Origin of the sequence: Collinsella aerofaciens (assembly GCF_964243765.1) — a bacterium.
In the GTDB taxonomy this organism is placed as follows: domain Bacteria; phylum Actinomycetota; class Coriobacteriia; order Coriobacteriales; family Coriobacteriaceae; genus Collinsella; species Collinsella aerofaciens_BU.
The window spans coordinates 80,972-93,105 of record NZ_CAXTGI010000010.1 but is presented as its reverse complement, the minus strand read 5'-3'; the positions used below and the strand labels follow the sequence as shown (position 1 = coordinate 93,105).

Here is a 12,134-nt window from a genome sequence, read left to right as displayed (position 1 = left end):
TGCTCTACAGTCCTGCGCAAGACGGAAAGCACATTAAGTGCTTTCCTTTGCGTGCGGAACTCGCGACAAACTTAACCCCCGCCCCCAGCCCCGGAGACCCTCCCTGCCGTCACTTTGTTCGAGTCGTTGTTGTTCCTCGCCGCTTCCGCGGCTCGAGGTCCCCGTTCTCCTCGGCGGGGTTGTCTAAGGTTGTCGCTGAAGCTCTGCCTTTTGCTGAAACAAAAACGGGGGATGCGGCTTGCATCCCCCGTTTTTGTTGCGGTTAGTCCAAGTCAATAAACTTGGTGCTTAGGATCTTGCCGTCTTTGACGAGCATTCTGGCCATGGTGGGGCCTCGGGTGCCTCGGGGGTAGCTGGCGCTGCCCGGGTTGAGGACTAAGCAACGGCCCACTTGGGCTTCTTTGGTTACGTGGGTGTGGCCGTTGATGGCTACGTCCACGGATCCCACCGGAAGGTCTTCGCGGTAGTGGGCTACGGCGAATTTGAGGCCTTCGTAAGTAAAGAGCGCAAGACGGTCTACATCGGGGCCGTAGTCGCGGTAGTAATCGTTGTTGCCCAGTACGGCCCGCACGGGGGCGATGGTGCATAGGTGCTCGTAGTCCATCTCTGACGTAAGGTCGCCGGCGTGGATAATCAGGTCTGCGCCCTCAAGCTCGTCCAGGAGCGCAGGCGATAAATAGCCGTGGGTGTCCGAGATGATGTCGATACGCTTGGCGCTTGCACTGTTCATGGGATCCCTTCCGCATAAAACGATTCGGCAGATACATACAAAAAGGCCCCACGGCTCCGCAGACGATGGGTCTACAGGGCTGCGGGGCCAGTGTGCTAGAGGCTCAGGGCCTTCTTGAGCGGCACGACGCGGCGGCGCGAAACCGGCACGCGTTCGTCGACGCCCGTAATGCCCAGCTGGATGGCGCCCGAGGGCACCGTCTCAACGTCCGTGACGCACGCCAAGTTGACGATATAGCGGCGGTGAACACGGAAGAAGCCAAAATCGCAGAGCTTGGCCTCAAACTGCGCCAGCGCGGTCGTCGACAAAAAGCGATCATCGACGGTATAGATGCAGGAGTAATCGTCCTTGGCCATGATAAAGCGAATGTCGTCCACGGGAATGAGCACCTTGCGGCCGCCCTTTTCCACCGGGATACGCTCGATGGTCACCTTGCTGTCCGTAACCGGCTTGGCGCGTTGCATGACCTTCTCGATCGCGCGATCCAAGCGAGCTTCCTCGACCGGCTTCATCAGATAATCGACGGCATCCACGTCGAATGCCTCGACCGCATGGTCGCTATACGCAGTCACAAACACGATCGCCGGCGGATTTTTGAGCTTATGCAGCGCCTCGGCAAGTTGCAGGCCCGAGGCACCGGGCATCGAGATATCGAGAAACACGACATCCACGCGACTTTCCATAAGCATCTCGATGGCGGAGCGGACGCTCGACGCCTCCGTGATCGTGCCGATCTTGCCCGTTTGCTCGAGCAGGAAGCGAAGCTCCGAGCGAGCCGGCGCCTCATCATCCACAATCATCGCACGCAGCATAGGGATAAAACCTTTCGTCAACTAACTACGCCGGGCATCCGTCGCATGACGTTGAGCCCGTAGCCTTTTATTTTACTCTTGAATGTCAAAGATGCTCTCTGACAAATCAAGATGAAGGAGCACTTTGGTGCCCTTGCCCGGCGCCGATTCGACACGCGTATAGGAGTGCGGCCCATAAAAGCGATGGATGCGCTCCGAAATATTGTGCATGGCCACACCGGCGCCGCCACCCTGGGGAGAGCTGGCGTCGGGACGGGCAGAGCGCTCGTCAAACAGTCTGGCGGCGGTACCCTCATCCATGCCCACGCCATTATCGGCCACGGCAATCAAGATTGCATCCTCGCCGTCTTGGTGAACGGTCACGTCGATCCTCAGGGCGTCGTCATCGCCCATACCATGACGTACGGCGTTCTCGACAATCGGCTGGATCACGAACGCCGGCACCAGCGTATCTTCCACGTCCTCGGACACATCGAACGTCGCAAGCACGCGGTCCTCGCCAAAGCGGGCCTTCTCAAAGGTAAGGTAGCGCTTGGTCTGTGCGACCTCGCGCGAGACCGGAATAAGCGATCCCGAGTTGTCGAGTGTAGCACGATAGAACGATGAGAACTCACGAAGCAGTTCGCGGGCCCGCAGCGGGTCGGTGCGCGTAAACGATGCAATGGTGTTCAGCGTGTTGAACAGGAAGTGCGGGTTAATCTGCGCCTGCAGCGCACGCACCTCGGCGCGCGCCGTGAGTTCCTTTTGCACCTCGAGCTCGTGGATGGCGAGCTGCGTGGACAAGATCTCGGCAAAGCCCGAGGCAAGCGCATACTGGGTACGGTCGACGGCGCGCGGGGTCTTGTAGTAGAACTTGAGCGTGCCGACGGTACGATCGCCCACCTTGATGGGGGCGATAATGCCGGCGGGAACTTGGTTGTGCGAGCCGTCCGAGCCCACGACATCCACCATACGGTTGAACGACTGCACGATGCCATGTTCGATAACGTAGCGTGTGGCAAGCGTGTGGATGGGAGTATCGGGCAGCAGTTTTTCCTCAAACTCGCCCGCGCAGGCAAGCACGTTGTCCTCGTCGGTGATGGCCACCGTCATGGCGCGCGTCTCGGGCAAAATGCGCCGGCACACCAAACGCGCCGACTCCTGCGTCAGACCGCCCTTAATGTCCTCGAGCATGGCCGAGGCCACCGAGAGCGTCTCCTCGGTGTACTGGGAGCGCACCGAATCGGGATTGAGCGTCAAAAAGATAAAGATGCACAGAAAGATGCACAGCAGCGCGCAGGCAATCACCGTGGCGATCGGCTCGATACCGGTCACCAAGGCAAAAATAAAGTACACCAGCACGCAAATGGCGCATGCAACGGCAATGATGCGAAAGATTGATATTGAACTATCGCGCTGGGCGCGGCGGTCGATCATTCGGCCCCCTCCAGGATACTGATCAGTTGTGCGTCACGCCAAAGCCCGTCCATGATCTTGGGCCAAAAGCTCTGGAAACGCAGGTAGCTTGCAGCGTTTTGGCGCGCATAGGCCTTTGCCTCGCCGATACCATGGCGCCAAATGCGCAGGTAGCCCTCATGCTCGCGGGTAAACACGCTGCGGACCATAGCGGTCTTGCGCACGCGGTCGTCGAGCTCGCGCGAAATCCACGGGCCCGGGTAGGGCATGAGCGATGCCGCCGTAACGGGGATGAGCTCCTTTTGATGCGCGGCGAACGTCAACTTGGCCCGTTCGTAGTACCAACGGTATACATCCTGCATAAAGCGCGGTGAGCGCTTTTCGGACTCCGGAGGCAGATGGCGCACGGTCCACTCGTTATCAAACCACACGTCGTAGCCAAACATACGCATGTTAAAGAGGTAATCCAAGTCCTCGCCGCGGGTGATAAACGGGTCAAAGGCCACACGCGTAAAGGCGCGGGCGTGCAGGGCCATCAGGCCGCCGCACACGTAGTTGGAGCGCGAGATGCGGGTGCCCGAGAGCGCCTTTTTCATCCAACGGTTGAACTCGATGCGCTTGGTCCACCAACGATGGCAGATGCCCGCCTTGTCCGTGGGAGCCAGCGGCGAGCCGTCGCGATCGTAGAAATAGCCGCTCTTGACCAAGATCGGCAAGCCCTGACGCGTCTGCTGCCCCAACGCATAGGTCGCGCGCTTCATAAAGTCGGCGTCGATGACAGTCTCATCGTCATCCAAAAAGATAACCGCGTCATGCCCCAGCACCGCAGCACAGGCTAGCCCCATGTTGCGGATGGCACCGTAGCCTCGCAGGCTCACGCACTCGCCCGAACCCTTGGGCGCGATCTGAGCAACCCGGTCTGCGATGCGCGAGGCCTGGGTGTTGGTGACAACGGTGACCTTGAGCGTGGGATGCGCGTCGACAATCTCGTGCACGCGCAGCGACACATCGGCTGTGGCAGAAACAGGACAGACCACCAAAAGGATGATGCGCGGGATGTCGCACACCTGCTCAAGCGAGGCCAGGCAGCGGTCGAGTTCGGGATTGTCGGCGTTGAGTCGCGTCGAATGGTCATAGGTGCCAGGGGCGTTTGCGCAAGCGTCATCGCCCGCCCAATACGTTGGAATCACGACCGTGGCGTTCATGCCTTACCCTCCCTGCAACACAAAAACGGGACGCCGCCAAACACAGGCGACGCCCCGCGACCTAGCTGATTCCATCATACCCACTTGGGCAAATCATTGCTCGCAAGTCGCAATGTTTATTGCGGATAACCCCAAAAGAGTACCGTGGACAGGCACAATAGCCGCTCGCTCCTATGCGGCATGCTCTGCCGCCCGAGTCATGCGGGACAGGCGGACCAGTAGCATAAAGCCAACGACCAGCAGCACGCCAATGGAAAGGACGCCCAGCGACGGGTTGCCGGTCAGCGAGGTGACGACCGACACCAGGAAGGTGCCCATAACGCTTGCATAACGACCAAAGATGTCAAAGAAGCCGTAGTACTCGTTGGACTTTTCCTTGGGGATAATGCGGCCAAAGTAGCTACGGCTGAGCGCCTGCACACCGCCCTGGAACAGGCCGACCATAATGGCAAGCACCCAGAATTCAAAGGCGGTCTTTAGGAAGAACGCGGCGAACAGCACAATCCCCATGTAGGCGGCGACCGCCACCAGGATCATGTTGAGCGTGCCCACGCGTCCGGCGAGCTTGCCGTAGATGATGGCGGACGGAAAGGCCACGAACTGCGTAACGAGCAGCGCCAGCACCAGCTGCGTCGAATCGATGCCCAAGGCCGATCCGTAACTGGTGGCCATGGAAATGACCGTGTGCACACCGTCGATATAGAAGAAGAACGCGATCATGTAGACCAGCACGGTCTTATTGTGGGCAATCTCGCGCATGGTGTGTCCGACCTCGGAGAACACACCGCCCACGATGTGGCCGATGGTGTCCTCGGGACCGCGCTCGCGACCGTACTTTTGCTTATAGGTGCGAATGAGCGGCAGGGTAAAGATGAGCCACCAGGCACCAGTGATGATAAACGACAGACGCGTTGCCAGCATGGTGGGGATGCCAAGAGCGGGGCCACCCATGATGAGCGCCAGGCAGATGACGAACGGCACGGTGGAACCGATGTAGCCCCAGGCATAACCCGAGCTGGACACGGCGTCCATGCGCTCGTCGGTGGTAATGTCAGGCAGCATGGCGTCGTAGAACGTCATAGAAGAGTTAAGGCCGATGGTGCACAGCACGTACACGGTCAAAAATGCCATGGCGGACATTGGGATAGCCTGCGCCAGGCAAAGCACCAGGCCCGTGAGGAAGAAGCCCAAGAAGAACTTGATCTTGTTGCCGGCGTAGTCGGCAAGTGCGCCCAGAATGGGCATGAGCATGGCGATGACCAGCGAGGCGATCGTCTGCGCATTGCCCCAAGCGACCACCAGGTCGGCCGAGGAAGCGCCGGTATTGATGGCGTTAAAGTAAATGGGCACCACCGAGGTATTGAGCAGCACGAGGGCCGAATTGCCCACATCGTACATAACCCAGTTACGCTCGAGCTTGGTGTATTTCATGGACAGGGACCCTTCGTATTTGCCCGATATGCAGTTAGTTCATCGTACCCCAATTGTCCAGAAGCACCGGTAAGGATTCGGCAAAGGGGCACGCATGAGCCCTATTCCTCGCGGTCGAACTCCTCATCGGCATTGAGCACGCGACCGCTGTAATTGACATGGTTGGTCACGGCTTCCATATCGCCGGTCTCGATAAAGCGGGCGACCGTGCACTCGTAATCGAGCAGCGCGCGGTCAAAGACCTCGGGGAAGCTCTCGGTCGAGACTTCATCGGTAAAGGGGTTCTTCCATGCCAAGTGGCCCAGGTTGCCGGTACGCTCGGGCAGCTCGGTCGTCACGCGGTGCGCAAGGCCGTCGAGCAGCGAGTAGTCGTGCACCAAGCCCTCAACCAGCGAGATCGCGCGCGTCTTTGCGGAGCCGGCCGGCTCAATCGCGCGGTAAAGTCGCTGCATATTGGCAACGGCAGCACCGTACTCCCCCGCCGGAATGTCAATGCCGTACACGCGTCCGGCAACATAGCTCATCAGCACGCCGGCCACGCGATTGATGCGATCGGTGGTGACGATCTCGCCCGCCGGCGGGTAATCGTCGACCGTAGCGCCATCGCGTTTAAGCTGCAGCATCAGTACATCCAGGTCGCTCTCGATCACAGCATGGACCTGACTGCTCGAATCCTCAAGCTCTGAATCGGACTCCACGATGCCAAACTGCTGCTCATAGACAAAGGGATGGGCGTTGCGGTCGAGCACGTAATGAGACAGCAGGCCCAGCGCAAAGGCGCGACCCAAGCTGGCGTCGCGCGGCAGCAGATGCGACACGCCGTCGCGCAGGCACGCGAACTGGCGAGACATGCGCGAGCGATGCATGACCTGCGCCAGCAGCGTACAGTCGGAAACACGCGGTGTCAGAATGTGAAAGAAAAACGGGTCGGGACCTTGGTTTCCCAGGATAAAGGCGATGCGCTCCTCGTCGGACGTAATAACGCCCTGAGGAAGACGGTCGATGCTTTCCTCGCCAAACAGATGATGCGTAATGAGCGCGGGCATATTGTTCCTTTCGATTTCATTCGATGTCACCCATTATGCCCACCGCACGGTCACGCCAAACCTGCAGTGGCAAACGATGGCATACGGACCGCCTACGCAAGCCCCAAGTGCGCCTTAACCTCGGCAGCGCGACGACGGGACACCGGCACCGTCGAGCTCACGCGGTCGAGCCTGAGCTCCATCAACCCCGTGGAGCCAATCTCAACATTGTGCACGTCTTCCAAATTGACCAGATAGCTGCGATGAACACGAATAAAGCCCTCGGAGCCCAAGCGACGTTCGAGCGAGGAAATCGACTCATTAATCAGATATGTTCCCTCGGCGCAGACGGCGTTGCAAAAATCGGCACGCGCCTCAAAGTAGCAGACATCCGCCACGGGGATGAACACCTTTTTACCCCCGCGGTCCACCGTCAGGCGAAGGGGCTGACGCGGGGTATGGACAGCGCGGCGAACACCCAGGGCGGTTTCGATCTTGTCGAGCGCCTTCGACAGGCGCGCGTCCTCGACCGGCTTGACGACATAGTCGACAGCATCGAGGTTATACGCGTCGGCCGCGAACTCTGCAAACGCCGTCACAAACACCACCACCGGCGGCGTCTTTAGGTTTTGCAGGGTCTCGGCTAGCTCAATTCCCGAGCGGCCGGGCATCGTGATATCCAAAAACAGCACGTCGGGCTTGTTCGACAGAATCGACTCCACGGCCTCGGTGACATTGCCCGCCTCGGCAATCTGTCCCACACGTGCATCCTTTTCCAGCAGATAACGTAGCTCAGCCCTAATAGGAGGCTCGTCATCAACCACCAAGATGTTCCATCCCTCGGACATATGCGCTTCCCCTCTTTTTTCTCTCAATCCAACCGCGCGCTACACCTTCATCGGCGCCGGCTCATGCGGCTCGCCGTTCAGCTCGACGATGACCTGCGTCCCCACGCCCTCCTGGGACTTCACGCGCATGCCAGAATCTTCCCCGTAAAAGAAATGGATGCGCTGAAGCACGTTGAAGAGCGCCAGGCCGCAGCCTCGCTTGATGGAGCCGTCGGCGGTAATGCTCTCGGGCTCCTCTCGGCGATGCTGCTCAAACAGGTGCGCGCAGACTTCTTCGCTCATACCGATGCCGTCATCTTCGACGATGATCTCCAGACCGTCATCGGTCTCAAAAGCCCCAACACGAATAGAAAGCGGCTCGGTCTCGCGCTGGGCATGCTTGATGCAGTTTTCGAGCAGCGGCTGTAAGATAAACGGCGGCACCATGCTGTCGCGCACCTCAAAGTCGATGTCGACCGAAACGCGCAGACGGCCGTCGCCATACCGGGCCTGCATAAGATTGATATAACGAGTGCCCTGTTCCACCTCATGCTCGAGCGTGGTGAGCGTATCGGAGTCAGAAAGCGTCTGACGATAGTAATTGGAAAAGTCGATCAGCAGCGATCGCGCCTTGTCGGGCTCGGTTCGCACGAGCGACACGATAGTGCTGATGGTATTGAACAGAAAATGCGGGTCGACCTGCGACTGCAGGGCGCGCAGCTCCACGCGGGCCGTAAGCTCGTCCTGGCGCTCGAGCTCAAAGCTGGCGAGCTGCGTGGAAATGAGATCGGCAAAGCCCGAGGCCAACGCCGTCTGGCGCATATCGATGCTGCTCAGGCGGGGATAGTACAGCTCGAGCGTACCCACGCAATGCCCGCGCACGGTAAGCGGTGCGACAATACCGGCGCGCAGGCGCGGAAAGTAGCCACCTGTCTCGGTCGAGGCATCGCGCGAGAAAACGCTTTGCTCACCGCTGTTGATCACATTGAGCGTGGTCCGCAGCACCACCGGGGTGCCCGCGGGGCATTTTGCCGAGTCCTCGCCCCAGCTTGCCAACACCTGCTTGCCGTCGGTAAAGCAGATGGCAGAGGCGATGGTTTCGGACAGGATGATCTTAGAGGCGCCCAGGGCAGCTTCGGGCGTAAGGCCGCGCGACGTGTAGGCGAATATTTTCGACGCGATGGCGAGCGTGCGGTCGGTAGCGCTCGATGTGAGGTCGTCGGGAACGACAAAGACGTACGAGAAGAAGAAGCACAGCATGACCAAGCCGGCAATGACGACAACGGCCGGAACAGGATTGGGATTATCGGTTAGATCCCAGATGAGCAGCAGGATAAGCAGCGGAACGACAATACCGAGCAAGATGGCTTGAACCACATGCTGAGCGGTACGAAAGACCTTGGTAGAGTTGTAGCTCTTGCCCAGAATCAGCCTATTGAGATCCACCGTCATCTCCTTCTTACTGACGCACCCCATAGCAATAAAGAGGGCCGCAAGCGACCCTCTCCATTGCATTATGCAATCAAATACTGTGTTTTACATCAAGCCATCGATGAACGGTAGCTTAGGCGCTGTACTTGTTTGCCTCGCCGAAGGTGCCGGCCTCGACAATCCAGCCGTCCTTCATGATGACGTCCATGTTGTCGGTGTTGAGCACGTGGATGTCGGCGGCGACGTCACCGTTGACGACCAGCAGGTCGGCGCACTTGCCGGCCTCGATGGAACCGGTCTCGTCCTCGATGTGGCACATCTTGGCACCGTTGAGGGTGGCGCAGGTGATGGTCTCGACCGGGGTGAAGCCGATCTTGTCGACAAACTCGTACATCTCCTCGATGGAGCAGGTGCCGTACGGGGTGACGAAGGAGAAGGAGTCGGAGCCGATCGTCATGACGACGCCGCGCCTCTTGGCCTCGCGCAGGCAGTCGTAGTTGCGCTGCAGCTCCTTCTCGACCAGGGTGCCCTCGTACTTGTCGTGCAGCTCGGGGACGTAGACGGGCGGATAGGTGGCGTACCAGGTGGGCAGGAAGGCGATCGTCGGAGTGAAGAAGGTGCCCTGCTCGGCCATGAGGTCCATGGTGCGCTCATCGATATCGAAGCCGTGAATCAGCTGCTCGCAGCCAAAGCGAACGGAATCGTAGGCAGCGGCGTGGTTGTTGTAGCAGTGGCTCCACACGGGGATGCCGACCATCTTTGCCTCTTCGACCACGGCCTGGATCTCCTCGGAGCAGTAGTGCTGGTCGCGACCGGAGTCCCAGCGCCAGATGCCGCCACCGGTAGCCCAGATCTTGATGGCATCGGGGTTCTCGCGCAGGCGACGACGGACGGCCTTGCGCAGATCCCAAGGACCGTCGACCTGATCGCCCCAGGGGTGCGATTCCTTGTTGAGCTCCTGGCTGCAGTGGTGGGAGTCGCCGTGGCCGGCAACGCGGCAGAAGCCAAGGCCGGTGGCCAGAACGCGCGGGCCCTTGAAGACGCCCTTGTCGATGCAGTCACGGATCTGGATACCAAAGCGGCCGATCTCGCAGACGGTGGTGAGGCCGTGGGTGAGGCAGTCGTAGGCCTGCTTGACGGCGACGGCCTGCTTCTCGAGGAGCGGCTGCATGACCCAGTCGGTGTCATCGTCGGTCAAGTTGCCCGAGAAGTGCAGGTGGGTGTCGATCAGGCCGGGAAGGACGGTCTTGCCGGCGGCATCGATAACCTCAACGCCCTCAGGAAGGTCCTGCATAGTGCCGGCGTACTCGATCTTGCCGTTGTCGTCGACGAGAACGAGGGAGTTCTCGACCGGCTCGGCACCGGTACCGTCGATGAGCTTGCCGCCAACGATTGCATACTTAGTGGACATGGTTCCTCCTTATGGATCCATATAGTGGGCGAGGCCGTGTTGGGTTAAGGCCTCACAAAGCTACCCAAGTGGTGCCGGGTTCGGTGCGCGGGAGAGAGGATTCCGCGCACCCGATCCGCCCCGGCCAGGCGTTACTTTTTGCGGGAATTGGTGAAAGCCATGAGGGCCAGGCCAACAGCCAACCAGCCGATCACGATGCTCCACTCCACCATGTTGAGGGAGGCGGGAGAGAACGGGATCACGAGCAGGCCAATGATGGTGCCGCAGGCAACGATAGCGAGGCTGATGCCAAACTTGCCGCCGGGCACCTCGTAGGGACGAGGCAGGTCGGGCTCGGTGAAGCGCATGCGCAGGCAAGCGAGGGCGACCATGCCGCAGGAGAAGATGAAGGCGAGAGCCGACACGTTGGTCAGAGGGATGAGCATGTTCTTGCCCAGGAACGGACCGACGACGGTGATGACGCCCAGAACGACGCAGGCGAGCTTGGGAGCGCCGGACTTGGGATCGACCTCGGCGAACTTCTCGGGCAGCTGGCCCTTTCGGCCCATGGCGAGCATGATGCGGCTCGTGGCGCCGTAGAAGGAGTTCATCGGGCCCATGGGTCCAAGCGTGGCGATGACGAGCATGGCCAGGTACAGGAGCATGTTGATGCCCTTGAGGCAGGCAAGCGCGGGAACCGGGCTCTTAACAAACTCATGCCAGTCGAGGATGGTGCCGAACGAGTAGATGCAGACCATGTAGAAGCCGCCTGCGGCCAGCAGGGCCAGGGAGATGATCTTGCCGAACTTGTTCCAGTTGAGGCCCTCGGCCGCTTCCTCAGCCTGCTGAGGAATGGTGTCGAAACCGGCGTAGAAGAACGGGGTCAGAACCAGGACCGAAACGATGCCTGCGAACAGGCTGGTGCCCTCGGTAGCAGGCTTGCCGCCGCCAGCACCGGTGACCTGGGAGAACACGGGCATGGCGTTGTCCGGCGAGCCGGTGAACAGCGAGACGCCCATGGCGAGCAGCATGCCGCAGAGCAGGGCCTTGGTCAGGAAGGCTTGCAGCTTGGCGGCCGAGCTGGCACCGCGGAAGTTGAGGAAGATGACGTAGGTCGCAAAGCCGAGCGCGATTAGCGTCGGGAACAGGTAAACGTCGGCGCCCAGGATGGTGTAGAGCTTGACGGCGCGCAGCCACTCAAGGCCGGGCAGGCTGCCGAACATCTCGGACACGAGGGTCGAGATGGCGATGGCCTCCCACGGGCACAGGATGCCGTTGCCCAGGGCCAGGAGCCAGCCGGTGATGTAGCTCATCGTACGGCCAAAGCTACGATCGACATACTCGACGATGCCGCCCGAGATGGGGATAGCAGCCGTGAGCTCACCGAAAACAGCTCCGACGGGCACGAGGAAGATTGCACCCAAGAGGAATGCGATCATAGCGGGAACGGGACCGCCGCCCACGACCATCCAGTCGCCGACCTGCAGAACCCAACCGGTACCGATGATGGCACCGAAACCGATGGTGAAGAAGTTCCAGAGCGAAAGCGTTTTCTTCATGCCGCCGTTGTCCTCGACTGCAACTTCTGCGTTCTTGTCCGCCATTGTTCCCCTCCTTTCCTTTTTGACGCCCCCTGGCGTCACCCCTTGCGCGGTCCGTTTTGCCGCGCGCTTTTATTCCATGGCTTTAAGATACGGCCTTGGCGCAGCAGCGCCGCTCGCAGCTCGACCGAAGGCAGAACTGCAAAACGAGCGGCACCGTTTTTGGGACGAACGGCGGGAGACGTCATTCGTCCTGGACGCTTTCATCTTGTCTGCTTTTGAATACCTGTTGCCGTGACGCTTGGCGCGCGGCGCGGCAACGTTCATACCATTTGTCAGGCTTTTGG

Annotated in this window: 10 protein-coding genes; all 10 read right to left on the bottom strand. The window is 60.0% G+C overall.

Annotation, left to right across the window (positions count from 1 at the left end; all coding sequences use genetic code 11):
• Positions 1–262 precede the first annotated feature (262 nt).
• Positions 263–730 carry a YfcE family phosphodiesterase gene (locus ACESSC_RS07955; RefSeq protein WP_117584170.1) on the bottom strand — a complete coding sequence of 156 codons (468 nt, stop codon included), beginning with the start codon at positions 728–730 and terminating at the stop codon, positions 263–265.
• Positions 731–825: 95 nt separating this feature from the next.
• Complete coding sequence (locus ACESSC_RS07950) at positions 826–1,542, bottom strand: LytR/AlgR family response regulator transcription factor (protein WP_373162342.1); 717 nt, start codon at positions 1,540–1,542, stop codon at positions 826–828.
• Between the two features lie 72 nt (positions 1,543–1,614).
• Positions 1,615–2,958: a histidine kinase gene (locus tag ACESSC_RS07945; protein WP_006235157.1), complete on the bottom strand. Its 1,344-nt coding sequence runs from the start codon at positions 2,956–2,958 to the stop codon at positions 1,615–1,617.
• The gene (locus ACESSC_RS07940; protein WP_117564949.1) at positions 2,955–4,142 is read right to left on the bottom strand and encodes a glycosyltransferase; all 1,188 of its coding nucleotides are present in this window, start codon (positions 4,140–4,142) and stop codon (positions 2,955–2,957) included. Before ACESSC_RS07940 ends, ACESSC_RS07945 begins: the two co-directional genes overlap by 4 nt.
• A 171-nt stretch (positions 4,143–4,313) precedes the next feature.
• Positions 4,314–5,573 (bottom strand): MFS transporter, encoded by a 1,260-nt coding sequence (locus ACESSC_RS07935; protein WP_055252086.1) that lies wholly within the window; start codon positions 5,571–5,573, stop codon positions 4,314–4,316.
• 101 nt (positions 5,574–5,674) lie between these two features.
• A complete protein-coding gene (locus ACESSC_RS07930; RefSeq protein WP_117634430.1) occupies positions 5,675–6,619 on the bottom strand; it encodes a zinc dependent phospholipase C family protein in 945 nt (314 codons plus the stop codon).
• Positions 6,620–6,711: 92 nt separating this feature from the next.
• Positions 6,712–7,446 carry a LytR/AlgR family response regulator transcription factor gene (locus ACESSC_RS07925; RefSeq protein WP_373162341.1) on the bottom strand — a complete coding sequence of 245 codons (735 nt, stop codon included), beginning with the start codon at positions 7,444–7,446 and terminating at the stop codon, positions 6,712–6,714.
• Between the two features lie 39 nt (positions 7,447–7,485).
• Positions 7,486–8,877, bottom strand: a complete 1,392-nt coding sequence (locus ACESSC_RS07920) for a sensor histidine kinase (RefSeq protein ID WP_253274619.1) — start codon at positions 8,875–8,877, stop codon at positions 7,486–7,488.
• Between the two features lie 112 nt (positions 8,878–8,989).
• On the bottom strand, positions 8,990–10,267 hold the full coding sequence (locus ACESSC_RS07915) for a metal-dependent hydrolase family protein (RefSeq protein WP_055252079.1): 1,278 nt from the start codon (positions 10,265–10,267) through the stop codon (positions 8,990–8,992).
• A gap of 131 nt (positions 10,268–10,398) precedes the next feature.
• Positions 10,399–11,850, bottom strand: coding sequence for an APC family permease (locus ACESSC_RS07910; RefSeq protein ID WP_117735418.1), 1,452 nt, complete (start codon positions 11,848–11,850; stop codon positions 10,399–10,401).
• Positions 11,851–12,134 lie beyond the last annotated feature (284 nt).

Excerpts from the sequence above, each read along its gene's own strand:
- ACESSC_RS07950 (WP_373162342.1), bottom strand. The coding sequence starts at position 1,542 with ATGCTGCGTGCGATGATTGTGGATGATGAGGCGCCGGCTCGCTCGGAG.
- ACESSC_RS07910 (WP_117735418.1), bottom strand. The coding sequence starts at position 11,850 with ATGGCGGACAAGAACGCAGAAGTTGCAGTCGAGGACAACGGCGGCATG.
- ACESSC_RS07930 (WP_117634430.1), bottom strand. The coding sequence starts at position 6,619 with ATGCCCGCGCTCATTACGCATCATCTGTTTGGCGAGGAAAGCATCGAC.
- ACESSC_RS07940 (WP_117564949.1), bottom strand. The coding sequence starts at position 4,142 with ATGAACGCCACGGTCGTGATTCCAACGTATTGGGCGGGCGATGACGCT.
- ACESSC_RS07955 (WP_117584170.1), bottom strand. The coding sequence starts at position 730 with ATGAACAGTGCAAGCGCCAAGCGTATCGACATCATCTCGGACACCCAC.
- ACESSC_RS07915 (WP_055252079.1), bottom strand. The coding sequence starts at position 10,267 with ATGTCCACTAAGTATGCAATCGTTGGCGGCAAGCTCATCGACGGTACC.
- ACESSC_RS07935 (WP_055252086.1), bottom strand. The coding sequence starts at position 5,573 with ATGAAATACACCAAGCTCGAGCGTAACTGGGTTATGTACGATGTGGGC.
- ACESSC_RS07945 (WP_006235157.1), bottom strand. The coding sequence starts at position 2,958 with ATGATCGACCGCCGCGCCCAGCGCGATAGTTCAATATCAATCTTTCGC.
- ACESSC_RS07920 (WP_253274619.1), bottom strand. The coding sequence starts at position 8,877 with ATGACGGTGGATCTCAATAGGCTGATTCTGGGCAAGAGCTACAACTCT.
- ACESSC_RS07925 (WP_373162341.1), bottom strand. The coding sequence starts at position 7,446 with ATGTCCGAGGGATGGAACATCTTGGTGGTTGATGACGAGCCTCCTATT.